This window comes from Mycolicibacterium flavescens (genome assembly GCF_001722335.1).
Lineage (GTDB): Bacteria > Actinomycetota > Actinomycetes > Mycobacteriales > Mycobacteriaceae > Mycobacterium > Mycobacterium flavescens.
The window spans coordinates 24515-48160 of the sequence record NZ_MIHA01000006.1 but is presented as its reverse complement, the minus strand read 5'-3'; the positions used below and the strand labels follow the sequence as shown (position 1 = coordinate 48160).

Genomic DNA, 23646 nt, shown 5'->3' with positions numbered 1-23646 from the left:
CTGAACCCTTACTTGGGCCTGCCCACCTCGTAGGTGCCGTCGTCGTCCTGGAAGGTCACCGTCACCTGACGTTTGGTGCCGTCGATGCTGACCTCGCAGTTGAACGTCGCGCCCCTCTCGACGGTCGGGTTCTGGCCGTCGTTGCACTTGACGTCCTGCACGTTCTTGGCGCCGTAGCCGTTGGCCTCGTCGGTCAGGATCTGCTGCACGCCGGTCTGGGCCGCGTCGATGTCGAGTTTGGTGGTGACGAAGAACCCGGGCTTCCAGAAGCCCAGGACCAGCACCGCCGCGATGATCACGGCGGCCAACGCGCCGATCACACCGCCGATCACCTTCAGTGACCGCTTCGAGCTCTCCTCCGAACCCGGGGCGTTGTACTGCGGGTACTGCCCGAACTGACCCGGCTGCTGCTCGTACTGACCGGTCTGGCCGGGTTGCTGTCCGTACTGCGGGGGCTGCCCGTAGGGCTGGCCGTACTGCGGTTGGGTGTACTGGCCGGGCTGCTGATAGGGCTGCGGCGGGTAGCCGGCCGGCTGCTGGTAGGTCTGCTCGCCCGTCGGGTACTGCTGCGGCGGCTGGTAGGCCGGCTGCTGGTACTGCGGGTACTGCTGGGCCTGCTGCGGATCGTAGGCCGGAGGCTGCCACGCCGGGGTGGCCTGCGTCGCGTCACCGCCCTGCGGTTGCCAGGCCTGGTTGCCCGAGGGGTCGCCGGACGGCTGGCCGGCGGCCTGGTCCGGCTGCTGGCCTGGGTACGGCTGCGTCGGATCAGATCCCTGCGGTCCGCTCATCTCACTCCTTGATCGTTCGCGACCGTGCGCCGCCTAGAGGACGTCTAGAGGACGCTGTGCCCCAACACCCTACCGGGGCGACCAGTCGTGTCCCGGTATTCGTCCTGGTGCTTCGCTAGCCCGCGTCGACCGCGACCACCCCGCGCCGGACATCGTTGATCGCGCGTTTGGCGGTGGCCCGCAGCGCCGGCGTGGGCGCGGCGTTGCGCACCTGGTCGAGCAGGTCGAGCACCTGCCGGCACCAGCGCACGAAATCGCCTGCCGACAGCGGGGATCCGCTGCCGGTGATGTCCGAGGCGGCCAGCGCGGTGGTCAGGTCGCCGGTGGTGGCCCAGCGGTAGATCGCAGTGACGAAACCCTCGTCGGGTTCGCGGCTGCCGGCGAGACGGTGGCGCTGCTCGTCGGCGCGCAGTTCGGTCCACAGCCGCCGGGTCTGGTTCAACGCCCGCCGCAGCCGCCCGGTCGGGGTGTCGAAATCCCGGGTGCCCGGCGCGTCGCCGCGCGCCTCGTACAGCACCGCCGAGAGCACACCGGCCAGTTCGGCGGCGTCCAGCCCCTCCCAGATCCCGGTGCGCAGCGCCTCGGCGACCAGAAGATCGCTCTCGCTGTAGATGCGGGCCAGCAGCCGGCCGTCGTCGGTGACCTTCGGGTCCTCGGCCGTGCCGGCGATGAAGCCCCGCTCGGTCAGCAGCGCGACGATCCGGTCGAACGTGCGGGCCAGCGAGTTCGTCGCAGCGGCCACCTTCTGGCGGATCTGCTCGTTGTCCCGTTCGATGCGCAGATACCGTTCGGCCACCCGGACCTTCTCCTCGCGGTCGGGCAGATGGTGCGCGGGGTGTGCGCGCATCCGGCTGCGCAGCCCCGCGAGTTCGGGGTCGATGTCGGGTTCGTCGGCGGATCCGCTGCGCTTGCCCCTCTTGGACGGGACGTCCAGCCCCGCGGCCGCCGAGTTCAGCGCCGAGGCCAGGTCGCGGCGGGCCCGCGGGTTGCGGTGCTCGACGCGTTTGGGCAGCGGCATCGACCCCAGCGGCGGTGTGCTGCCGGAGTAGTCGGCCGACGAGATACGCCCGGCCCACCGGTGTTCGGTCAGCACCAGCGGCCGCGGATCGTCCTCGTCGCGGCTGGGTTCCAGCACGACGGCCAGGCCGCCGCGGCGGCCGTGGGTGATGCTGATGATGTCGCCGCGGCGCAGGGAGGCGAGCGCCTCGTTGGCGGCGCGGCGGCGCTGCAGCCGCGAGGCCCGCGACTGGGCCCGCTCGCGCTCGGAGATGTGCTGGCGCAGCCGGGCGTACTCCAGCACCGCGCTCTGATGCTCGCCGAGTTCGGCGGCGATGTCGGTCAGCATCCGCTCACCGCGTTCGATGCCGCGCCGCAGCCCGACCACCGAACGGTCAGCCTGGTACTGCGCGAACGACGCCTCCAGCAGCTTGTGCGCCTGCGCCGGCCCCATCTGCTGGACCAGGTTGATGGTCATGTTGTACGACGGCGAGAACGAGCTGCGCAGCGGGAAGGTCCGGGTGGACGCCAGGCCGGCCACCTCGGCGGGCTCGACGTCGGGGGTCCACAGCACCACCGCGTGCCCTTCGACGTCGATGCCGCGCCGGCCGGCGCGCCCGGTGAGCTGGGTGTACTCCCCCGGCGTCAACGGCATGTGCTGTTCGCCGTTGTACTTGACCAGCCGCTCGAGCACCACGGTGCGGGCCGGCATGTTGATCCCCAAAGCCAGTGTCTCCGTGGCGAATACCGCTTTCACCAGTCCGGCGGAGAACAGTTCCTCGACGGTGTGGCGGAACACCGGCAGCATCCCGGCGTGGTGGGCGGCCAGCCCGCGCAGCAGACCTTCGCGCCACTCGTGGTAGTCGAGCACGATCAGGTCGGACTCGGGTAGATCACCGCAGCGGCGGTCGATCACGTCGGCGATTCGGGCGCGTTCCTCCTGGCTGGTCAGCCGCAACGGTGAGCGCAGACACTGCTTGACGGCCGCGTCGCAGCCGGCGCGGGAGAAGATGAACGTGATCGCCGGCAGCAGCCCTTCTTTGTCCAGGGTGCCGATCACCTCCGGGCGCGACGGCGGGCGGTACATGGTGGGCCGGCCCCGGTTGCGGCCCCGCCCGCGCGGCTGCCAGTCGGCAAGCCGGTCGGCTTCGCGGCGATGGGCGATGTGGCGCAACAACTCCGGATCCACCAGCAGTTCGCGGTTGGACTTCTTGGACTTCGAGGCGCGGTAGTCGAAAAGGTCGAACAGCCGCTTGCCGACCAGCACGTGCTGCCACAGCGGCACCGGTCGGTGTTCGTCGACGATGACCGTGGTGTCGCCGCGCACGGTCTTGATCCAGCCGCCGAACTCCTCGGCGTTGCTCACCGTCGCCGACAGGCTCACCAGCCGTACCTCGTCGGGCAGGTGCAGGATGACCTCCTCCCAGACCGCGCCGCGCATCCGGTCGGCCAGGAAGTGCACCTCGTCCATCACCACGTACGAAAGTCCGTGCAGCGTCGAGGAGTTCGCGTACAGCATGTTGCGAAGCACCTCGGTGGTCATGACGACGACGTCGGCGTCGCCGTTGATCGACTGGTCCCCGGTGAGCAGGCCGATCTTCTCCGCGCCGTACCGCAGCACCAGGTCGTGGTGCTTCTGGTTGCTCAGCGCCTTGATCGGAGTGGTGTAGAAGCACTTTCCGCCGGCGGCCAGCGCGAGGTGCACCGCGAACTCTCCGACGACGGTCTTGCCCGCGCCGGTCGGGGCGCACACCAGTACGCCGTGGCCGTTCTCCAGCGCCTCACAAGAGCGGCGCTGGAAGTCGTCGAGCTGAAACGACAGTTGCTCGGCGAAACCGGCCAGCTGGCCAGATGGCCCGTCAGGTTGCATCGTCGTCGATCACATGCCGTCCCGACGTCGGCGCGGCACTGGACGTCTCGACGGGTTCGGCGGCCGGGATCGGCGCCGCCACGTCGTCGGGCACCTCCTCGAGCGCGGCCTTGCGCGCCTTGCGGCGGTCGTGCAGGCGGGCGAGCTGGATGGCGAACTCGAGCAGCACGGTCAGCGCCAGCGCCAGCGCCAGCATCGAGAACGGGTCCGAGCCGGGGGTGAACAGGGCCGCGAACACGAACATCGCGAAGATCAGCCCGCGCCGCCACGCCTTGAGCCGCTCGTAGGGCAGGACCCCGACCAGGTTGAGCATCACGATCAGCAGCGGGAACTCGAAGCTGAACCCGAACACCAGCAGCAGGTTGATCAGGAAACCGAAGTACTGGTCACCGGAGAGCGCGGTGATCTGCACGTCGCTGCCGACGGTCAGCAGGAAACCCAGCGCCGTGGAAAGCACGACGTAGGCGAGCACCGCGCCCGAGACGAACAGCCCGGCGCCGACGGTGACGAACGCGACCGCGAAGCGGCGTTCCTTGCGGTAGAGCCCCGGGGTGATGAACGCCCACACCTGGTAGAGCCAGACCGGGCAGGCCAGCACGATACCCGCGGTCAGCGCCACCTTCAGCCGCAGCATGAACTGGTCGAACGGCGCGGTGGCCAGCAGGCGGCACTCGCCGTCGGGCGCGATGGTCGCGCGCGACGACGGCGGCAGGTCGCAGTACGGTCCGCGCAGCCAGTCGCCCAGGCTGGGCAGGCCGAAGACGCCGTGGCTGTACCAGAGGAAACCCAGAATCGTGGTGAGCACGATCGCGGCGACCGCGATCAACAGCCGGTTGCGCAGTTCCTGCAGATGTTCGACCAGCGACATCGTGCCGTCGGGGTTGGCCCGCGACCGTCGCCGACGAGGATCGAGCTTCTTGAACAGTCCTGTGGTCTGCACGGCACGCCTACTGACGCGGCGCCACGGCCGCGCTCACTGGTTCGTCGACGATCAGGCCGGACGTTTGTCCGACGGGTGCTCGGTCTGCGGCGGCGTCGGCGCGTCGATCCGCTCCGAGGCGATCGGAGTCGCCTCCGGGGAGGTCTCCGGCTTGGAGTCCGCCTGCATCTCCTTGATCTCGGACTTGAAGATCCGCATCGACCTGCCGAGCGAACGCGCCGCGTCCGGCAGCTTCTTGGCACCGAAAAGCAGCACGAACACCGCGATCACGATCACCCAGTGCCAGGGTTGCAGACCGCCCATTTAGGTCACCTCCAGACGTCGCGGCCAGTCTACCGTCATGAGGCGGATTCGCCGTACGCGCGCAGCGCGGCTTCCGCCGATTCGCGGACCTTGTCGGCGAGGTCCGCGGGTTCGAGGACCCGCACCGCCGATCCGAAGCCGAGCACGAACCGCGTCATCCAGCCGTCGGAGGCGTACGTCATCGCGGCCTCGCAGGCGCCGTCGGGCAGCTCGCGGACCACCCGTAGCGGGTAGTAGTCGAACATCCACGACGCCGACCGGTCGATCAGCAGAAGTGCCGACGGCAGGGACGGGTCGGCGTCGAACAGCGAGGTGTCCGGTTCGGCCGCCACCGCGGGCGGCGGCGGCGCGGACGGCTCGTCGAGCAGCTGCGCGTCGACGATGCGGTCGAAGCGGAACAGCCGCACGCCTTCGGCCGAGCGGCACCACGCCTCCAGATAGCTGTGGTCACCGACCAGCACGATGCGGATCGGGTCGACGACGCGGCTGGTCAGCACGTCGTGGGAGGCCGAGTAGTACTCGATGCTCAGCGCCCGCGCATCGCGCACGGCGGCGCGCGCTGCCGCGGCAGCGTCGCTCTCGATCGGCGCGGGGTCCTCGACCGCGGCGGCGGTCAGCGCGCCGCCGTGCCCGACCCGCCCGGCGGCGGACTCGATCTTGGCGATCGCGCTGCGCGCGGCTTCGGGGTCCACCATGCCGGGCACGTCGGCCAGCGCCCGCAGCGCCACCAGCACGCCCGTCGCCTCCGGCGAGGTCAGCCGCAGCGGATGGTCGATACCCGCGGTGAACGTCACTTCGATTGTGTCGCCCGAGAATTCGAAGTCGATGAGGTCGCCGGGGCCGTAGCCGGGCAGCCCGCACATCCACAGCTGGTTGAGGTCGTCGCGCAGCTGTTTCTCGCTGACCCCGAGGTCCGAGGCCGCCTCGGCGTAGGTGATCTTCGGGTTGGCCTGGAAGTACGGCACCATGTTCAGCAGCCGCACCAGGCGCGTCGAAACGGTGCTCATGCCGTGACCCCCGCCTGCGCCCGCAGCCGCGCGACGACGTCGTCGCGCAGCGATTGCGGTTCCAGCGCAATCGCATCCGGGCCGTAGCCGGCGACCTCGCGGGCCAGCCGGTCGAACATGCCCATGTCGATGGTGATCACCTCGCCGGGGCGGCCGTCGAGGGTGTGTGGCGCGACCTCGGCGGCGCGGCGGCGCAGCGCGGTGGCACGGCCCTCGGCGATCCACACCTTGGCCTGTCCGGCCGACGGCCACTCCCCGACCGCGCGCTGCACGATCTCGCGCAGGTTGACGTCTTTCGGCCTGCTCACCGCGCCGCGCGGGCCGATCGGCGTGATGTCGGGGCCGATGCGCGACAACCGGAACGTGCGGGGCGCGTCGCGGTCCCGGTCGTGGCCGACCAGGTACCAGCGGCCGCGGTCGGTGAGCACACCCCAGGGTTCGACGGTGCGGGTGGTGTAGGGCTCGGTGCGCGACGGCCGGTGCGGGAACTGGACCGCCTGTCCGGCGTCGATGGCCGACAGCAGCGTTCCCAGAGCGTCCTCGGACCCGCGCAGACCCGGCAGCGCCGCGGTGGAGGTGATGGTCGGTGCGGCGTCGACGGCGTCGATGTCGATGCCGGCGGCGCGCAGTTTGAGCAGCGCACTCTGCGTGGTGGTGATGAGTTCCGGGGACTCCCACAGCTGGGTGGCCACGGCGACGGCGGCCGCCTCGTCGGGGGTGAGCTGAACCGCGGGCAGCGCGTAGGCCTCGCGGTTGATGCGGTACCCCTCGGTCGGGTCGTACTGCGAGGCCCGACCGGTCTCCAGCGGGATGCCCAGGTCGCGCAGCTCGTTCTTGTCGCGCTCGAACATGCGGGAGAACGCCTCGTCGCTGGCGCTGTCGGAGTAGCCGTAGACCGTCTCGCGGATCCGTTCGGCGGTGATGAAGGTGCGGGTCGACAGGAGCGCGATCACGAGATTCATCAGCCGTTCGACTTTGGAGATCGCCACTCGATCCAGCTTAGGGTGTGCCGTCCTCATGCCGAGCGCTCACCGGTATACGAGTTTTCGCGTCGGCACCGCACGCGGGGTGAGCGCTCGGGGGCCGACGACGCGCCCGCCCGCGCCTTCTGGCCCTGCCGCGCGCACCCTCCTGCCGCCGAGCGTCGGACTTTTCACGCGATCCAGCCGAATTCACGCCAAAAACCCGACTCTCGACGGGAAAAGACCCGAGCCGGCACCAGCCGCCCCCAGCGGCGCACCCCTCCCACCGCCGAGCGTCGAACTTTTCGCGCGATTCAGCCGAACTGACGCCAAAAACCCGACTCTCGACGGGAAAAGACCCGCGCCGGCACCAGCCGCCCCCAGCGGCGCACCCCTCCCACCGCCGAGCGTCGGACTTTTCACGCGATCCAGCCAAATTCACGCCAAAAACCCGACTCTCGACGGGAAAAGAACCGAGCCGGCACCAGCCCCACCCCCAGCGGCTCGCACCCCTCCCACCGCCGAGCGTCGAACTTTTCACGCGATCCAGCCAAATTCACGCCAAAAACCCGACTCTCGACGGGAAAAGACCCGCGAGCGCTAAGACGATTACATGCTGGCGATGAGCCGCTTGACCCGTTCGTCGACCGAGCGGAACGGGTCCTTGCAGAGCACCGTGCGCTGGGCCTGGTCGTTGAGCTTGAGATGCACCCAGTCGACGGTGAAGTCGCGGCCGGCCTCCTGCGCGGCGCTGATGAACTCGCCGCGCAGCTTGGCCCGGGTGGTCTGCGGCGGGGTGTTGACCGCGGCCTCGATCTCCTCGTCGGTGGTGATCCGGGTGGCCAGACCCTTGCGCTGCAGCAGGTCGAACACGCCGCGGCCGCGCTTGATGTCGTGGTAGGCCAGATCCAGCTGGCTGATCTTCGGGTCGGACAGCTCCATGTTGTAGCGGTCCTGATAGCGCTGGAACAGCTTGCGCTTGATCACCCAGTCGATCTCGGTGTCGACCTTCGCGAAGTCCTGGCTCTCGACCGCGTCGAGTTGGCGCCCCCACAGGTCGACGACCTGCTGGATCTGGGTGTTGGGTTCGCGGCTCTGCAGGTACTCGACCGCGCGTGAGTAGTACTCGCGCTGGATGTCCAGGGCGCTGGCCTGCCGTCCGCCGGCCAGCCGCACCGGGCGGCGACCGGTCAAGTCGTGGCTGACCTCGCGGATCGCGCGGATCGGATTGTCCAGCGAGAAGTCGCGGAACGCGATGCCGGCCTCGATCATCTCCAGTACCAGCGACGCGGTGCCCACCTTCAGCATGGTGGTCGCCTCGCACATGTTCGAGTCGCCGACGATGACGTGCAGCCTGCGGTACTTCTCGGCGTCGGCGTGCGGTTCGTCGCGGGTGTTGATGATCGGACGCGACCGCGTTGTCGCCGAGGAGACGCCTTCCCAGATGTGCTCGGCGCGCTGGCTCAGGCAGAACGTCGCCGCCTTCGGGGTCTGCAGCACCTTGCCCGCGCCGCAGATGAGCTGGCGAGTCACCAGGAACGGCAGCAACACGTCGGAGATCCGGGAGAACTCCCCGGCCCGCACGATCAGGTAGTTCTCGTGACAGCCGTACGAGTTGCCCGCCGAGTCGGTGTTGTTCTTGAACAGGTAGATGTCGCCGCCGATGCCCTCGTCGGCCAGCCGCTGCTCGGCGTCGATCAGCAGGTCCTCGAGGACCCGCTCACCGGCGCGGTCGTGGGTGACCAGCTGCGTCAGGTTGTCGCATTCGGCGGTGGCGTACTCGGGGTGACTGCCCACGTCGAGGTACAACCTGGCGCCGTTGCGGAGGAACACGTTCGAACTGCGGCCCCACGACACCACCCGCCGGAACAGGTAGCGGGCGACCTCATCGGGACTCAGCCGACGATGTCCGTGGAACGTGCAGGTGACACCGAACTCTGTCTCGATGCCCATGATTCGTCGCTGCACCTCATCGAGACTACTGGTTGCCCGGCAACCCTGGTGGGCAAGCCGCGCCGGAACGCGCGCAGCAGTCCTCGCCCGCTGTGGATAACCCGGGCGCCGACGGGGCCGAAAATGCCAGCATGAGTCATGGGGGAATTCGTCGAACTCGACGTCCGGCAGCTGCGCACCGTCGCCGCACGGGTCAGCGACGCGGCCACGCGGATCGCCGAGATGCCGTGGCCGTCCTTTGATCCCGACGCGCTGGCCGGCGCCCGCGTCGCCGGGGCCGCCGAGACGTGTCCGGTGCCGCCCCGGCTCGCCGCCGCGGTGACCGCCATGCAGGCGTGGGCCGCGGCGGCGCGCACGGCTGCCGACGCGTTCGACGACGCCGAACGCCGCAACGGCGGCCGCTTCGCACGGTGAGCCCGCCGACCGTCAGCCAGGTCGAGGCCTGGCGCCCGGACGTGCTGGCCCGGCTGGGCGAGGACTGGGAACGCGCCGCGCGCCTGATCGCCGCCAACGCGGAGGCGCTGGACGGCGGGTTCGCGTTCTGGCACGGCGCCGCCGCCGACGAAGCCCGCGCGCACGCGAAAGACATTGTCGCCAATACGGATACACTCGCGACGGCCCTGGTGCTCGCGGCCGCCGCGGCCCGCGACGGGGCCGAACAGATCACCCTCGCCCGGGCTGCCGTGCTGGCCGCGGTGCGCACTGCGTGCGACGACGGCTTCGAGGTCGCCGACGACGGGACCGTCACCCCGGCCACCTCGCCGTCCCCGCTGCTCGTCGCGCTGTCCGGCGGTGACCCCCCGCTGGCGGCGGAGCTGTTGACGGCGCGGGCGCGTGCCCTGACCGCCGACGTGACGGCGGCGCTAGAGCACCTGGAATCCGCCGACGCGGACGCGGCCGCCGACCTCGCCGAGGCGTTCACGCTGCCCGTCGGCACCGCCGCCGTCGGCGCCGACGTCGTCGCGGCCTGGCCCACCACGGGGCAGGACGCGATCGCCGCGCAGCTCGAGTCGATGCCGGCCGACCAGCGCGAACAGCTCGTCGCGCGCTTTCCCCGGCAGGTCGGTAACACCGACGGGGTGCCGTGGCACCTGCGGGTGCAGGCCAACCGCACCAACATCGCGCAGGCGGTGCTGCACGAAGCCGACCCCGCCCGGCTCGACGTGTACCGCGCGCTGCTCGCCGAAACCGACGACCCAACCGGCGGGCAGCTCCGCCGGGACCGGCAGATCCTCGCGTTCGACCCGGCGCGGGCGTCGCTGGTGGAACTGCACGGCGACCTCGCCAAGGCCTCCAGCGTCGCGGTGCTGGTGCCGGGCCTGGGCACCACAATCGCAGGATCGGCGGCCAACAACCGGACAGCGCAGCGGTTCGTGACCGCCACCCGCGGCCGCGTCGCCGCCATCACCTACCTCGGCGGGCCGTTCCCGCGCGGCGACAACCCGCTGACCGCGCTCGCCGCGGCCGCCGACCCCCGGTACGCGCTGGGGATGGCCCCGCGCCTGGTGGCGTTCACCGAGGATGTCAATCGGCGGGTCGACGCCACCGGTCGACGGATCCCGGTGACCGTGATCGGGCACTCCTACGGCGGTTCGATCGTCGGCACGGCCGAGACGCTCGGGTTGACCTCCGACCGCACCCTGTTCGTCGCCGCGGCCGGCGCTGGTGTCGGTGTCGACGACGCCGGCGACTGGCACAACCGCAACCCCGACGTGCTGCGCTTCTCGATGACGCCGCCGGGTGACCTGATCACCGCGGTGCAGGGTGTTCCCGGCGGCCCGCACGGCGCCGATCCCGACGAGCTGGACGGCGTGATCCGTTTGGGCACAGGGTATTACGACGACGGACGGCCGATGGCGGGGCCGCGGGCGCATTCCGATGTGCTGAACTGGCCGTCGGATTCGTGGCGGGCGATCCTCGGCGTGATCACCGGTGACATCGGCGCGGATCGGTCAACCCTGCCCGAAACCGGCTGAGCACTGGCAAGAATGGGCCGATGTGGTCACGCAGCTCCCCCGTCGACGGGTTCCGGCTCGCCTATGACCGTTGCGGCACCGAGGGGGCCCCGCCGGTGGTGCTGCTGCACGGTTGGCCCGGCAACCGCCACGACTTCCGTCGCCTCGTCCCGCTGATCGGCGACGCCACCGACGTCATCGCACCCGACCTGCGGGGGTTCGGCGGCTCGGACAAACACGACGTCGCGGTCCGGCACTTCTACAGCGCGACCGCCCAGGCCGGCAGCGTGATCGGGCTGATCAAGGAACTCGAGCTGTCCCAGGTGGTGCTCGCCGGCTACGACGTCGGCAGCCGTGTCGCTCAGAGCATCGCGCGGATGCAGCCGGATCTGGTGCGCTCACTGGTGCTGTCGCCACCGCTGCCCGGCGCCGGGGACCGGGTGCTGACGGCCAAGGCGCAGAGCGAGTTCTGGTATCAGGCGTTTCACCAGCTGCCGGTGGCCGCGCACCTGATCGACGGTAACGCCGACGCGGTGCGGGAGTATCTGCGCCACTTCTGGACTCACTGGTCGGGACCGGAATTCAGCATCGCCGAGGACGATCTGGACCGGCTGGTCGCCGACTATGCGCTGCCAGGGGCCTTCGCCGCGTCGATCGCGTGGTACCGCGCGGGCGCCGGCATGATCGCGCAGTCGCTGGCCGAGTTACCGCCCGAACGGGCCATCAAGATCCACGTGCCCACCGATGTGGTGTGGCCGCAACATGACCCGTTGTTCCCGCCGGAATGGGCGGACCGACTCGGGCACTACTTCACCGACGTGTCGGTGCACCAGGCGTTCGACGCCGGCCACTTCACACCGCTGGAGTGCCCCGACCAGTTCGCGGAGCTGATCCTCATCCGCGCTCGACCCATCCCAGGCGCCGGCTGATCGAGTCGGCCGCTGCGACGGTGAGCTTGGCGGCCTCGTCGAACCTGGCCTCCCCCAGCCGGTAGGACGGTCCCGAAACACTGAGCGCCGCAACCACTTTGGCATCGGCGTCGCGCACGGGCGCGGCGACCGCGTTGAGGCCCACCTCGAGTTCCTCGCAGACGCTGGCCCACCCGCGGGTGCGGACCCTGGCCAGTTCGGCGCGCAGCTCGGTGATCGTGGTGATCGTGGTGTGGGTGAAGGTGGTCAGCGTCGGTGCGACCCGATCGGCGAGCTCGCTGTCGTCGAGGCCGGCCAGCAGCACCTTGCCGCTGGAGGTCGCGTGCGCCGGGCAGTTCTGGCCGACCCAGGTCTGCAGCGCGATCTCCGCGGGACCGATGGCCTCGACGATGTTGACGATGCGGTCCTCGTCGAGGATCGCCAGGTTGGTGGTCTCGCCCAGCTCGGCGCAGAGGTCGTCGCAGACGTCCTGGCTGACCTTGACCAGATCGAGCTGGGCACCGCCGGCGCGGGCCAGCCGGGTGATCGAGAAACCGAGCCGGTATTTGCCACGCCCGGTGACCTGTTCGACGTAGCCGCGGGCCTCCAGCGCAGCGATCAACCGCGACACCGTCGACTTGTGCACTCCGAGCTCCGCAGCGATCTCGGTGACCCCGGCTTGGCCTGCCGCGGCGATGATTTCGAGCACGAGCAGCGCCCGGTCGACGGACTGCACTGCGGCAGCCGGTCTGTCCTCATCACCCCTGGGCATCGTGACCAGCCTATACGGCTATCCGCGCGGCACCCCGAAACCCCCGACACGCCGTCGCACGGCGGCGATTTCGCGCAGTCCGTCGCTGAGCAGGCCGCGGTTGAGCGGGGACAGTTCCGACATCGTCACCACATCGCCGGGGGTGTGCCCGGCCGAGATCTGCTCGACCTGATGGGCCATCCGCAGGCGCTGCAGCATCGCGAACACGTCGCACAGGGTGTCGGCGTCGCGTTCGCTGATGGAACCGACCTGAGCGGCGGCCGCCAGGCGCGCCGGAGTCGACGCAGAACTCACCCCGGCGGTCATTCCGCCCCAGCGGGCGAGGTTGACGATCGGCGTGATCGCGTGGTTCTTCAGGTCGAAGGTTCCGCCGCGGCGTGACAGCACATCTCGCAGACCTCGGGTGCGTACCTTGCCCGACAGCGCGTTGAGCAGCTGCAGCCGCAGCGCGTCGCGGCCTTCGGTGCGCAGCCTGCGGTACACCGCGGGCACGGTGTGCAGCCCGGGGTCACCCCAGACGACGCGGCCGTCGAGCAGCAGCGACGACATGATCAGCCCGCGGTCGACCAGCGGGTGCTTGAGCCAGCCCTCGGCGGCCGCCGCCCAGTCCGGGGCCGCGCGCGCGAAGGCCGGGTGGTAGGCCACCGCGCCGTTGGTGTCCGACGGCAGGCCGCAGCCGTCGAGGGTGCGATGCACCAGTGCGGCGACGTCGCGCAGCGGCCCGGCCGCCGCGGGCTCGGCGAACGACAGCGCGCTGTCGACGTCCGACGACGGCATCGCCTCGCGGCGGGCCACCGAGCCCAGGGTCAGCCACGCGAAGCCCGCAACCGGGCCCGTCGACTCGGCGATCGCCAGCTCCAGCGCCTTGCGCACCAGGCTGTCGATGACCACCGAGAGGATCGCGCTGGTGGCCGCGGCCTTGGTGCCGTTGCGGAACAGGTCGACGGCCACCGAGGTGACCCGGGCACCGGCCTGCTGCAGCGCGGCCGACGTGGTGGCGGTGCCGATCGCGCGGCGCAGCAGGAAGCTCTGCCGCGCCGCGGCGGCCAGCAGATCGGCGTCCTCGACGACGCCGAGCACCTCACCGCGCGTGGTCACCACCGGCATGTGCCGCAGGCCGCACTCGAGCATCTCCATCAGCACCGTGTCCGCGGTCAGATCGGCAGTGACCGTCCGGGCGGGCGCGCTCATCACCTGCTCGATGCCGGTGTCGAGCGGCAGCCCCCGGGCCACCACCCGGGTGCGCAGGTCGCGGTCGGTGAAGATGCCCAGCGCGCCGTCGGGCAGCCGGATCAGCGCGCAGCCGACGTGCTGCTCGGTCATCGCGACGACGACGTCGCGCACCGCGGTGCCGGGGGTCACGAGCAGCGGATCGCCGTGCAGCAGTTCGCAGACCGGCCGGTTGTCGATCGCGGTGGCGATCGTGGGCCGCCCCGGGCCCTTCCCCGCCGCGGACGCCAGGAATGCGAGCCCCGCCGGTTTGGCGAACTGTGCCCGCACCAGCGCGCCGGGCAGCCGGATCAGGGTGCTGGCCACCGCGGTTCGGGCGTCGAAGTCCGATCCGGCACCGGTCAGCAGCGGCAGGTAGCCGAAGATGCCGCCGACGTCGACGGTGTCGATGACAATGCCGTCGGCGCTGGAGCGCAACACGACCTGCCCGCTGCGCACCATCCAGACGTCGTCGGGCACCCGCTGCGAGAAGTCGGCGACCACCGCGCCCGCCGGATACGTCTCGACCACGGCGCCGGTGGCCAGTTGTTCGAGTTCATCGCCGGGCACCGCCTGAAAAGGTGTGTGCTCGTTGAGGAATGCGCTCAGCTCACGGACTTCGGATGAGTTCGGCACACTTCTCCGCCATCGTCATCACGGTGATGTTCGGGTTGACCGCGGGCAGTTTCGGCATCGCCGAGGCGTCGACCACCCGCAGCCCCGTCACGCCCTTGACCCGCAGCGCGGGGTCGAGCACCGCCATCGGGTCGTCCGCCGCGCCCATCCGGGCGGTCGCGGCCGGGTGGTAGACGGTGTTGTGGCACTTGTGGATGTAGTCGAGCAGTTCGTCGTCGGTGGTGGCCTGCGGGCCCGGGGCCAGTTCGCGGCCGACCCACGGCGCCATCGGGGGCTGTTCGGCGATCGTGCGGGCCAGCCGCACCCCGGCCAGCATGATGCGTTCGTCGTAGCCGTCGGGGTCGGTGAAGTACCGCGGATCCACCCGCGCGCGGTCCCGGAAGTCGCGGGTGCGCAGCCGCACGGTGCCCCGGGAGCGGCCCTGAGTGACGTTGGGGGTCAGGCAGAAACCGTTGTCGGTCGTCGGGTAGCCGTGCCGGAGAGTGTTCATGTCGAACGGCACGCTGCCGTAGTGCATCATCAGGTCGGGCTGGGTGCATCCGTCGTCGACACAGGTGAACAGGCCGATTTCCCACCACTGCGTCGAGGTCGTCACCATCGGCTGCGCGGCCTCCCAGAACACCAGGCCCTCGACGTGGTCGTCGAGGTTGGCCCCGACGCCCGGCGAGTCGACCCGGACGTCGATGCCGAACTCGCGCAGGTGCTCGGCGGGCCCGATCCCGGAGAGCATCAACAGTTTCGGTGTGTCGATCGCGCCGGCGGTGAGGATGACCTCGCGTCGGGCGGTCACCACGTCGTAGCCGGTCAGGTCCGGCCTCTGGTAGCGCACTCCGGTGGCGGCGCGGGTGTCGTCGAACAGGATCTCGGCGACCCAGCACTTTGTGCGCACCTCGAGGTTGCGGCGGGTGCCGAGGATCGGGTGCAGAAACGCCCGCGACGACGACATCCGCAGCCCATCGGCCGAGGCGTTGATCTGGAACCAGCCGGCGCCGCTGCGCACGGTCTCACCGCGGTTGAACGAGACGGTCGGCAGGCCGACCATCGCGGCGGCCTCGAGAACCGCTACGCCGCAGGGGTCTTCGGGTGGTACGTCGCGCAGCAGCACCGTCTCGGTGAGCCTGCGGGTCAGCGGCAGCACGTCGTCGGCGCCCCATCCGGTCGCGCCCATCTCGATCCATTCGTCGAGCGCTTCGGCCGGCGGCCAGAACGCGATGCACGAGTTGTGCGACGAGCAGCCGCCGAGCACCTTGGCGCGTGCGTGGCGCATGAACGAGTTGCCGCGCTCCTGCGGTTCGACCGGATAGTCCCAGTCGTAGCCGGAGTCGAGCAGGTGCATCCATTCGGAGAGCACCAGGATGTCGTCGTCACCGACGTCAGACGGCCCGGCCTCGAGCAGGCACACCGTGACGTCGGGGTCCTCCGACAACCGAGCGGCCAGCACGCATCCGGCGGTGCCGCCGCCCGCGATCACGTAGTCGAAGGTGCCTGCCTGCGTCGCATCGGAACCCATCAGGGCTGCTCCACCGCCTCGGATCTGGTTGTCATAGCGTGGGATTCGAGGCATCCGATGTGGTGTCGGCCCTTGACGGCGTACCACAGCAGCCCGGCGCCGGCGATCACACCGATGTAGACGAACGCGCCCCACGTGTTGTACCAGGGGTCGCCGTAGACCGCCGAGCGCGGCCACGCCAGGTTCAGCGCCATCCCGATGCCCCAGACGACGGCGACGATGTTGACCGCCAGCCCCCAGCGGCCCATCGTGAAGTAGCCGCCTTCTTTGAGGTCCTTCGGCGGCCACTCCCCTCTGAGCCGTTTCTTGAGCATCGGCCCGGTCACCATCAGGTAGGCCAGGTAGATCATGATGATCGCGATCGAGGTCAGCACGGTGAAGATCTTGGGCTGGCCGATGTTGATGACCAGGATGACGATCGCGATGATCCCGATGGTGACCGCGGGCACGATCGGGGTCTGCGTCTTGGGGTGCACGGTGGCCAGTCGCTCGCCGAACGGCAGCGCGTTGTCGCGGGCCATCGCGAACGTCAGCCGGATCGCGGCGGTGTGCACGGCCAGGCAGCACACCGTCACCGCGACCACGATGCAGGCCAAAAAGATCTTGCCCAGCGGCCCCCACATGACCTGCTCGACGATGTACTGCAGGCCGCCGCTGCTCTCGCCGAGCTGCGGGTCGGCCAGGTTCGGTGCGGCCATCACCGCGAAAACCAGGATGCCGCCGCCGATCACGAACGACGCGAGGATGGCCCTGGCGATCGCCTTGGGCGCGGTGCGGCGCGGTTCGACGGTCTCCTCCCCCAGCGAGCTGGCGGTGTCGAACCCGTACATCACGTAGCCCGAGGCCAGCGACGCGATCAGGAACGCCCCGAGGAAGCCCATGCTCTCGCCGGCGCCGTAGCCGTTGGTGGAGAAGAAGATCTGGGGGCTGTTCTGGGCGTTGATGGCCAGCAGGAACACGATCAGCACCGCGGCGATCAGCTCGATGAACACTCCGCTGGAGTTGATCCGCGACATCAGCCGCACGCCGAGCGCGTTGACCAGGGTGGTGAACACGATCAGCAGCGAGCCGAGCAGGACGGCGTTGGCCGCGTAGTCGTAGGTGCCGCTGCCGTCCCCGATGATCTGGAATCCGCTCCACAGCCGCGGCAGGTTGAGCTGGTAGGCCAGCGCCACCGCCGAGATCGTCACGATCGACGCGGTCAGCATCAACCAGCCCGAGGTCCAGCCGACCAGCCGGCTGGCCAGTTTCTTGCTCCAGTTGTAGACCGAGCCCGCGACGGGATACTTGGCCGCCAGTTCCATGAAGCACAGCGCGACGGCCATCTGCCCGACGAACACCATGGGCCACGACCACAGGTAGGCCGGTCCTGCCGTGCCGAAACCGAAGTAGAACAGCTGGAAGGTGCCGGTCAGGATCGAGATGTAGCTGACGCCGGCGGCGAAGCTGGCGAACTTGCCGATGCTGCGGTCCAGCGACTCGCGGTAGCCGAAGTCCTCGAGACCGCTGTCGGCGTGGGGCTGTTTGATCACCATGAAGGTCTATCCTTTGAACCAGCCCGCGGGCGCAGGCGCGGTGTTGTGCCAGATGTGCTTGAGCTCCTGGTATTCCGCGAGGCCGGTGGGTCCGAGTTCGCGGCCGTTGCCCGACCTGCCGAATCCGCCCCACTCCGCTGCCGCGGTGTAGTACCCGAAATCGTTGAGCCACACCGTGCCGTGCCGCAGTGCCCGCACCACACGTTCGCCCCGCGCGGAGTCGGACGTGCGAACGCCCGCGGCGAGACCGTATTTCGTGTCGTTGCCGAGGCTGATTGCCTCGGACTCGTTGGTGAACCGTTCGACTGTGAGGATAGGACCGAACGTCTCCTCGGCCACGATTCGCATCGTCCGGTCGCAGTGGTCGAAGATGGTCGGCAGAAAGAAGTATCCGTCGGCCAGCGCGGGGTCGGCCGGCCGTGAGCCGCCGGTCACCAGCGTCGCGCCCTCGCTGATGCCTTGCGCCACATGGGCTTCGACTTTGTCGCGGTGCTGCGTGGAGACCAGCGGACCGGTTTCGCTGGCGGGGTCCATACCGTCGCCGATCCGGATCTTCTCGGCGCGAGCGGCCAGGTCGGCGACGAAGTCGTCGGCGATGGACTGCTCGACGATGAGCCGGGTGCCCGCCGAGCACACCTGCCCGGAGTGCAGGAACACCCCGGTCAGCACGTGGTCGACGGCGCTGTCCCAGCCCTCGGCGCCGATGTCGGCGAACACGAGGTGCGGATTCTTGCCGCCCAGTTCGAGCGCCACCTTGGTCACGTGCTCGGCGGCGGTCCTGGCGATGACGCGGCCGGTGGCCAGTCCGCCGGTGAACGAGATGAAGTCGACGTCGGGGTTGTCGGTCAGCGCCTGCCCCAGCACGGCGCCGCTGCCCTGCACCAGGTTGACCACCGACGGCGGAACGCCGGCCTCCTCGAGCAGGTGCGTGAACGCGATGGTGCTCAGCGGGGTCACCTCGCTGGGCTTGGCGACCATCGTGCAGCCGGCGGCCAACGCGGGGGCCACTTTCCACGACATCTGCAGCAGCGGATAGTTCCACGGCGCGATCAGCACGCAGACCCCGACGGGTTCGCGCACCACCCGGCTGACCACCGCGGGATCGCCGACATCGACGAGGCGGTCGGATTCCGCGCCGATCAGGTGGGCGTAGTACCGGAACACCGAGGTGACGTCGTCGATGTCGATCCGGCTCTCGGCCAGGGTCTTTCCGGTGTCCACGGTCTCCAGCCGCGCCAGCGGCTCCTTGTCGCGCTGCAGCAGGTCGGCGATCCGGTGCAGCAGTGCCGCGCGGTCGGGCGTTGCGCGCCAGGCCCCGTCGTCGAAGGCGGCCCGGGCGGCGGCCACGGCGGCGCGGGCGTCGTCTGGGGTGGCCTCGTCGACCACGGCCGCGACGCTGCCGTCGGCCGGGTTGAGGATGTCGCGGGTCCCCCTGTCCGAGGCGCGCCGCCACGTCCCGCCGATCAGGAGGTCGGGTTCACCGTTCATCAAGACGCGACACTACCCACTCGTGGAAGCTCGCGATGTGGTGTTCGGTGGGGACGAGTACGCCGCCGTGCCGGTAGGCCCGCGAGGTCATCGACGGTTGAGTTCGCTCGCACGCGTCGAAGTCCTGCCGGTTGACGCGGTGGAACAACTCCACGCTCGCCGAGACGTCGCGGCCGGAGGCCAGGACGTCGGCGGTGTAGAGCCAGTCGCACTCGACGACGGTGCGGACCGGTGACAGCGGGTACATCCGGTGGAAGATGATGTGGTCGGGCACCAGGTTGACGAACACCGTCGGTTTGACGGTGACCGCGTAGTAGCGGCGGTCCTGTTCGTCGGTGATCCCCGGAAGCCGGTCGAAGCCGGCTGCCCCGTCCACGGTGAATCCTTCGATGTGCGAGCCGAATTCGGCGCCGGCGCCGTCGCTGGCCTGCGCCGCGACCCCACGGCTGAACTCCGGCAGCACACCGACGAGTTCGGGGTGGATCGAGCTGCAGTGGTAGCACTCCATGAAGTTCTCGACGATCAGCTTCCAGTTCGCGGCGACGTCGTAGACGATGCGTCGGCCCACGTCGAGTCCGCCGATGCCGTAGCGGTTGATCGCGTCGGGATCACCCAGCGCGCGGGTGGCCTCGGCGGTCACGTCGTCGAACGGGGGCGGGGTGTCCAACAGGCACACCCAGGCGTAGCCGAGCCACTCGGTCAGCGCGACCGGGACCAGGCCGTAGCGGTACCGGTCGATCGGCGCCCCGGTCTCGTCGGTCAGCGCGGCCAGGTTGGGCGCGGCGGTGAGCTTGCCGTCCAACCCGTAGGTCCACGAGTGGTACGGACACCGGAAGTAGCGCCGAACCGTGCCCTCCGGTTCCGTGCACAGTTGCGCGCCGCGGTGCCGGCAGATGTTGAGGAAGGCCCGCAGCAGCCCGTCGCGGCCGCGGACCAGCAGCACGCTCTCGCGGCCGACCTGCACCTTCTGGAAGCGGCCGGGGGTCGCGAGGTCGGAGCAACGCACCGCGCAGATCCACGAGGCCTCGAAGATGCGCTCCTGCTCGGCGGCGAAGACGGCGTCGCTGACGTAGTAGTCGCCGCCCAGGGTGGTGCGCAGCGCGGGCGGGTTCAGCAGTGGCGGGGTCTCGCTCGTCATACGCTCACCAGTCGCTTGGGGTCGAACAGTGCGATGGGATGGCTGGTTTCGCCGGTGGTGGCCAGGTCGGCGAGGATCTCGCCGACCACCGGGACGAATTTGAAGCCGTGTCCGGAGAATCCGCACGCCACCGTGACGTTGACGCTGTCGGGGTGGCGCGCGATCACGAAGTGCTGATCGGGGGTGTTGGAGTACATGCAGGTGGCGGTGTGCACGCACGGCCCGTCGAGTGCGGGTAGCAGATCGGCCGCGCGGGAACGCATCTCGGCGATCTCGTGGTCGTAGACGGTGCGGTCGATGGTTTCGGGGGTGCAGACCACGCCCTTGCGGAAGAACGCGACCTTCACACCGCCGCGGGCGCCGTCGATCGCCGGGAAGCCGTAGATCTGCATCCCGTCGGGGTTCTCCTCGATGAAGATCGGGTGCTCGACGAACGGTGCCGTGCCGCCGACGGGGTCGAGCCAGTACAGCACCTGACGTTCGACGGTGATCGGGATGCCGAACTCGGCGAGCAGCTGCGGTGCCCACGCTCCGGGGCAGATCACGAGTTGCCCGGCCCGGTAGCTGGTCTCGGCTGTACGCACGGTGACGCCGCCCGTGTCGCCGGACCAGTCGAGGACCTCCTCGCCGAAACGCAGTGTGGCCCCGGCCGCCTCGGCGAGGTCGATGTGGGCCTGCACTGTCAGTTCGGGCCGCGCGAAGCCCGCTTGGGCCTCGTAGAGCGCGATGTCGGTGGGCGCGGGTGTGAAGGTCGGGAACCGCGTGCGGATCTCGGTCGCGTCGAGCACGTCGTGCGGAAGGTCCCACTGGCGGCTGGCCCGCAGGCTGCCCGAGACGGTCAGGCAGTCCGGCGGGCCGATGAACAGCCCTCCGGTGATCCGGTACACGTCGCGGCCGCTGGTGGCGGCGAGTTCGTCCCACAGTTCGTAGGCGCGCAGCAGCAGCGGGACGTAGGCCGGGTCCTCGAAGTAGGACTGGCGGATGATGCGCGACCCGCCGTGGCTGGAGCCGCGGTCGTGGGCCGGGGTGAACTTCTCCAGACCGAGCACCCGCTGCCCGCGGGCGGCCAGGTGGTAGGCGGCCGCGCTGCCCATCCCCCCGACGCCGATCACGATCACGTCGTATGTCGTCGCGTCGAAAGTCACGGCGCTCACCGCCTGATCCGTGCCATGTCGGGATCCACCACCGGATCGGCGTGCACGACGGCGGTGTGCCGGGTCCCGCGGTAGTCGACGACGACGGTGTCCCCGACGGCGATGTGTGCAGGCAGCCACGCGTAGGCGATGGTGCGGCCGACGGTGGCCGAGTATCCGGCGCTGGTGGTGTAGCCGACGCACCGGTCGTCGACGTAGACCGCCTCCTTGCCCAGCGCGACGGCGGCCGGGTCGTCGAAGACGATGCTGCGCAACAGGGTTCGCGGCGCGGTGTCCAGCGCGGCCTTACCGATGAAGTCCTTGTCCGCGCGGACCGCGAACTGCAGCCCGGCCGCCGCGGGGTGGTGTTCGGTGGTGATGTCGGTGCCCGACAGCCGGTAGCCCTTTTCGATGCGCAGGCTGTTGAACGCGATCCGGCCCGCGGCGACGACCCCGTGCGGCTTTCCCGCGTCGTAGAGCAGATCCCACAGCGCCGCACCGTATTCGGCGCTGGTGTAGATCTCCCATCCGAGTTCGCCGACATAGGACACCCGCAGCATGGTGACCGGGATGGCGCCGAGGTATGTCTGTCTGGCCCGGAAGTACTTGAACGCCTCGTGGGACAGGTCGTCGGCGCACAGCGGTTGCACCATGTTTCGGGCTCGCGGCCCCCACACCCCGATTCCGCAGGTGCCCCCGGTGATGTCGCGGATCGTCACGCCGTCGGGTGCGTGGCGGAGAAGCCAGTCGTAGTCCAGCGGCGAGTTGACCGCGACCTGGTAGCGCCGCTCGGCCAGCCGGGCGACGGTGATATCGCTTCGGATGCCGCCGTTTTCGTCGAGCAGCAGGGTGTAGGTGACCGACCCGACGCTCTTGTCGACGTTGTTGGTGGTCATCGCCTGCAGGAACGCCGTCGCGTCGGGTCCGGTGACCTCGTAGCGGGTCAGCGGCGTCATGTCGTACATGGCGACCCGCTCGCGGGTGAGGTGGGCTTCGGCGATCGAGATCGGCGACCAGTAGCGCGCCGACCACTCGTCGCGCGGCGGGCAGGCCAACCCGTAGTCGAAGAGTTGCTGCGCCACAGCGGCGTTCGCCTCGTACCAGGCGGGACGTTCCCATCCGCCACCCTCATAGAAGTAGGCGCCGAGTTCGCGCTGGCGCGCGTAGAACGGGCTGGTACGCAGACCGCGCAGCGCCGTGCGGAACTGGTACGGGTGGACGATGTCGTAGACCTCGACGAACGCCTGTGTGCTGGTCTGCATGACGAACCGTGGGCTGCGCGCGACGTCCTCGAAGCGGTACAGGTCGCACTCGTGCACGTCGACCGAGGGGGCGCCGTCGAGGATCCACTCGGCGGTGGCCCTGGCGACACCGGCCGAGTGCGTCACCCACACCGCCTCGGCCACCCAGAAGCCGGACAGGTCGCGGTGCTCGCCCATGATCGAGAACCCGTCCGGGGTGAACGAGAAGATGCCGTTGAACGCCTCTTCGACCTTCGAATCTCCCAGTGCGGGAATCAGTGTGCGCGCCGCCCGCCAGGCCGGGGTGAAGTCGTCCTCGGTGAAGGGCAGCATCGACGGCATCGGTTCGCCGGCGCTGTCGGCCATCAGGGTGGCGATGTCGACCGGCATCGGCTGGTGGCTGTAGGAGCCGATCCCGATCCGGTCGACGTGTTCGCGGAAGTACAGGTCGCGGTCCTGGTGCCGCAGGATCGGCAGGCCCGCTTCACTTCGTTGGGTGTTGCGCCCGACCAGTGCCTCGATGCGCCCGGTGCGCGCGTACTGATGTGCCATCGGGACCAGCGGCAGCACCAGCCCGACCCGCTCGGCGATTTCTGCACCCCAGAAGCCTGCGGCACAGACCACGATGTCGGCCTCGACGACACCGTCGGCGGTGCGCACCCCGCTGACCCGTCCGCCGGTGTGCACGATGTCGAGCACCTCGGTGTGCGGTCGGAACTGGGCACCGCGTGAGATCGCCTGGCCCGCTTGGGCTTCGGCGGCGCGGACGGCTTTGGCGAGCCCGTCGGCGGGGGTGTGGAAACCGCCGAGGATCTGGTCGCGGTCCAGCAGCGGATGCAGCCGCACGCAGTCCGCGGGCTCGAGCAGCCGCCCCTCGATCCCCCATGCGGCGGCCCACCCAGCCTTGCGGTGCAGATCCGCCCAGCGTTCCGGTGTGGTGGCGACCTCCAGACCGCCGACCGTGTTGAACGCCCACCCATCCGGGTGGGCCAACCCCGAGAACTTCTCGACGGTGTAGCGGGCGAACCCGGTCATCGTCTTCGACGGGTTGGTCTGGAACACCAGGCCCGGCGCGTGTGACGTCGACCCGCCGGTGGCGAAGAGCGGGCCGCGGTCGAGGACCGTGACATCGGTACAGCCGCGCACGGTCAGCTCGTCGGCGAGCGAGGTGCCGACGATGCCGGCACCGATCACAACCACTTTCGGCATGGGCCGACCGCCTTCGGGGGGAGGATTGTTGCGCACATTGTGTTGCGTAAAACGCAACGCGTTTTGTATTACGCAACACATCGTGCGCGCCCG

Annotated in this window: 18 protein-coding genes; 3 read left to right on the top strand and 15 right to left on the bottom strand. The window is 69.8% G+C overall.

The features are described from left to right. Nucleotides 1-8 precede the first annotated feature (8 nt). The 7 genes from BHQ18_RS09735 to pafA all read right to left on the bottom strand — a co-directional run bounded on the left by BHQ18_RS09735 (nucleotide 9) and on the right by pafA (nucleotide 8834). Entirely contained in the window at nucleotides 9-788 is a 780-nt protein-coding gene (locus BHQ18_RS09735; protein WP_069413400.1) for a DUF4333 domain-containing protein, read from the bottom strand. A gap of 115 nt (nucleotides 789-903) precedes the next feature. Further along, nucleotides 904-3654, bottom strand: coding sequence for a DEAD/DEAH box helicase (locus BHQ18_RS09730; protein WP_069413399.1), 2751 nt, complete (start codon nucleotides 3652-3654; stop codon nucleotides 904-906). Further along, nucleotides 3644-4594, bottom strand: a complete 951-nt coding sequence (tatC, locus tag BHQ18_RS09725; RefSeq protein ID WP_069413398.1) for a twin-arginine translocase subunit TatC — start codon at nucleotides 4592-4594, stop codon at nucleotides 3644-3646. The genes BHQ18_RS09730 and tatC overlap by 11 nt, the downstream gene beginning before the upstream one ends. A gap of 51 nt (nucleotides 4595-4645) precedes the next feature. Continuing rightward, complete coding sequence (gene tatA / locus BHQ18_RS09720; protein WP_069413397.1) at nucleotides 4646-4897, bottom strand: Sec-independent protein translocase subunit TatA; 252 nt, start codon at nucleotides 4895-4897, stop codon at nucleotides 4646-4648. A gap of 35 nt (nucleotides 4898-4932) precedes the next feature. Then, nucleotides 4933-5904, bottom strand: a complete 972-nt coding sequence (locus BHQ18_RS09715; protein WP_069413396.1) for a helix-turn-helix transcriptional regulator — start codon at nucleotides 5902-5904, stop codon at nucleotides 4933-4935. Next, nucleotides 5901-6893 carry a helix-turn-helix transcriptional regulator gene (locus BHQ18_RS09710; RefSeq protein WP_069413395.1) on the bottom strand — a complete coding sequence of 331 codons (993 nt, stop codon included), beginning with the start codon at nucleotides 6891-6893 and terminating at the stop codon, nucleotides 5901-5903. The genes BHQ18_RS09715 and BHQ18_RS09710 overlap by 4 nt, the downstream gene beginning before the upstream one ends. A gap of 582 nt (nucleotides 6894-7475) precedes the next feature. Further along, complete coding sequence (pafA, locus tag BHQ18_RS09705) at nucleotides 7476-8834, bottom strand: Pup--protein ligase (RefSeq protein ID WP_109789241.1); 1359 nt, start codon at nucleotides 8832-8834, stop codon at nucleotides 7476-7478. A 123-nt stretch (nucleotides 8835-8957) separates the two neighbouring features. Between pafA and BHQ18_RS09700 the strand changes: the two genes are divergently transcribed. Genes BHQ18_RS09700 through BHQ18_RS09690 form a run of 3 tightly spaced genes read left to right on the top strand, consistent with a single transcriptional unit; the run spans nucleotide 8958 to nucleotide 11703 of the window. Next, nucleotides 8958-9233: a DUF7162 family protein gene (locus BHQ18_RS09700; RefSeq protein ID WP_069413393.1), complete on the top strand. Its 276-nt coding sequence runs from the start codon at nucleotides 8958-8960 to the stop codon at nucleotides 9231-9233. Further along, the gene (locus tag BHQ18_RS09695) at nucleotides 9230-10795 is read left to right on the top strand and encodes an alpha/beta hydrolase (RefSeq protein WP_069413392.1); all 1566 of its coding nucleotides are present in this window, start codon (nucleotides 9230-9232) and stop codon (nucleotides 10793-10795) included. Before BHQ18_RS09700 ends, BHQ18_RS09695 begins: the two co-directional genes overlap by 4 nt. Nucleotides 10796-10815: 20 nt before the next feature. Beyond that, nucleotides 10816-11703 carry an alpha/beta fold hydrolase gene (locus BHQ18_RS09690; RefSeq protein ID WP_069413391.1) on the top strand — a complete coding sequence of 296 codons (888 nt, stop codon included), beginning with the start codon at nucleotides 10816-10818 and terminating at the stop codon, nucleotides 11701-11703. Here BHQ18_RS09690 and BHQ18_RS09685 read toward each other — a convergent pair. The 8 genes from BHQ18_RS09685 to BHQ18_RS09650 are packed head-to-tail and all read right to left on the bottom strand — an operon-like array spanning nucleotide 11669 to nucleotide 23553. Next, entirely contained in the window at nucleotides 11669-12454 is a 786-nt protein-coding gene (locus BHQ18_RS09685; protein WP_069413390.1) for an IclR family transcriptional regulator, read from the bottom strand. The two genes, BHQ18_RS09690 and BHQ18_RS09685, sit on opposite strands and share 35 nt — an antisense overlap. Before the next feature lie 18 nt (nucleotides 12455-12472). Further along, nucleotides 12473-14299 (bottom strand): putative nucleotidyltransferase substrate binding domain-containing protein, encoded by a 1827-nt coding sequence (locus BHQ18_RS09680; RefSeq protein WP_069413389.1) that lies wholly within the window; start codon nucleotides 14297-14299, stop codon nucleotides 12473-12475. Next, on the bottom strand, nucleotides 14274-15809 hold the full coding sequence (locus tag BHQ18_RS09675; protein ID WP_069413388.1) for a GMC family oxidoreductase: 1536 nt from the start codon (nucleotides 15807-15809) through the stop codon (nucleotides 14274-14276). The genes BHQ18_RS09680 and BHQ18_RS09675 overlap by 26 nt, the downstream gene beginning before the upstream one ends. Then, nucleotides 15809-17344 carry an APC family permease gene (locus BHQ18_RS09670; RefSeq protein WP_069413387.1) on the bottom strand — a complete coding sequence of 512 codons (1536 nt, stop codon included), beginning with the start codon at nucleotides 17342-17344 and terminating at the stop codon, nucleotides 15809-15811. Before BHQ18_RS09670 ends, BHQ18_RS09675 begins: the two co-directional genes overlap by 1 nt. A 6-nt stretch (nucleotides 17345-17350) precedes the next feature. Beyond that, nucleotides 17351-18832: an aldehyde dehydrogenase family protein gene (locus BHQ18_RS09665; protein WP_069413386.1), complete on the bottom strand. Its 1482-nt coding sequence runs from the start codon at nucleotides 18830-18832 to the stop codon at nucleotides 17351-17353. Continuing rightward, nucleotides 18822-19970: an aromatic ring-hydroxylating oxygenase subunit alpha gene (locus BHQ18_RS09660; RefSeq protein WP_069413385.1), complete on the bottom strand. Its 1149-nt coding sequence runs from the start codon at nucleotides 19968-19970 to the stop codon at nucleotides 18822-18824. Before BHQ18_RS09660 ends, BHQ18_RS09665 begins: the two co-directional genes overlap by 11 nt. Then, nucleotides 19967-21064, bottom strand: a complete 1098-nt coding sequence (solA, locus tag BHQ18_RS09655) for an N-methyl-L-tryptophan oxidase (protein WP_069413617.1) — start codon at nucleotides 21062-21064, stop codon at nucleotides 19967-19969. The genes BHQ18_RS09660 and solA overlap by 4 nt, the downstream gene beginning before the upstream one ends. 56 nt (nucleotides 21065-21120) lie before the next feature. Further along, nucleotides 21121-23553 carry a GcvT family protein gene (locus tag BHQ18_RS09650; protein ID WP_069413384.1) on the bottom strand — a complete coding sequence of 811 codons (2433 nt, stop codon included), beginning with the start codon at nucleotides 23551-23553 and terminating at the stop codon, nucleotides 21121-21123. Between the last annotated feature and the right edge of the window lie 93 nt (nucleotides 23554-23646).

Bases quoted from the DNA above. Each gene is read 5' to 3' on its own strand.
- BHQ18_RS09685 (WP_069413390.1), bottom strand. From the start codon at position 12,454: ATGCCCAGGGGTGATGAGGACAGACCGGCTGCCGCAGTGCAGTCCGTC.
- BHQ18_RS09675 (WP_069413388.1), bottom strand. From the start codon at position 15,809: ATGGGTTCCGATGCGACGCAGGCAGGCACCTTCGACTACGTGATCGCG.
- BHQ18_RS09700 (WP_069413393.1), top strand. From the start codon at position 8,958: ATGGGGGAATTCGTCGAACTCGACGTCCGGCAGCTGCGCACCGTCGCC.
- BHQ18_RS09690 (WP_069413391.1), top strand. From the start codon at position 10,816: ATGTGGTCACGCAGCTCCCCCGTCGACGGGTTCCGGCTCGCCTATGAC.
- BHQ18_RS09735 (WP_069413400.1), bottom strand. From the start codon at position 788: ATGAGCGGACCGCAGGGATCTGATCCGACGCAGCCGTACCCAGGCCAG.
- BHQ18_RS09670 (WP_069413387.1), bottom strand. From the start codon at position 17,344: ATGGTGATCAAACAGCCCCACGCCGACAGCGGTCTCGAGGACTTCGGC.
- BHQ18_RS09730 (WP_069413399.1), bottom strand. From the start codon at position 3,654: ATGCAACCTGACGGGCCATCTGGCCAGCTGGCCGGTTTCGCCGAGCAA.
- BHQ18_RS09660 (WP_069413385.1), bottom strand. From the start codon at position 19,970: ATGACGAGCGAGACCCCGCCACTGCTGAACCCGCCCGCGCTGCGCACC.
- BHQ18_RS09650 (WP_069413384.1), bottom strand. From the start codon at position 23,553: ATGCCGAAAGTGGTTGTGATCGGTGCCGGCATCGTCGGCACCTCGCTC.
- solA (WP_069413617.1), bottom strand. From the start codon at position 21,064: ATGGGCAGCGCGGCCGCCTACCACCTGGCCGCCCGCGGGCAGCGGGTG.
- tatA (WP_069413397.1), bottom strand. From the start codon at position 4,897: ATGGGCGGTCTGCAACCCTGGCACTGGGTGATCGTGATCGCGGTGTTC.
- BHQ18_RS09665 (WP_069413386.1), bottom strand. From the start codon at position 18,832: ATGAACGGTGAACCCGACCTCCTGATCGGCGGGACGTGGCGGCGCGCC.
- BHQ18_RS09715 (WP_069413396.1), bottom strand. From the start codon at position 5,904: ATGAGCACCGTTTCGACGCGCCTGGTGCGGCTGCTGAACATGGTGCCG.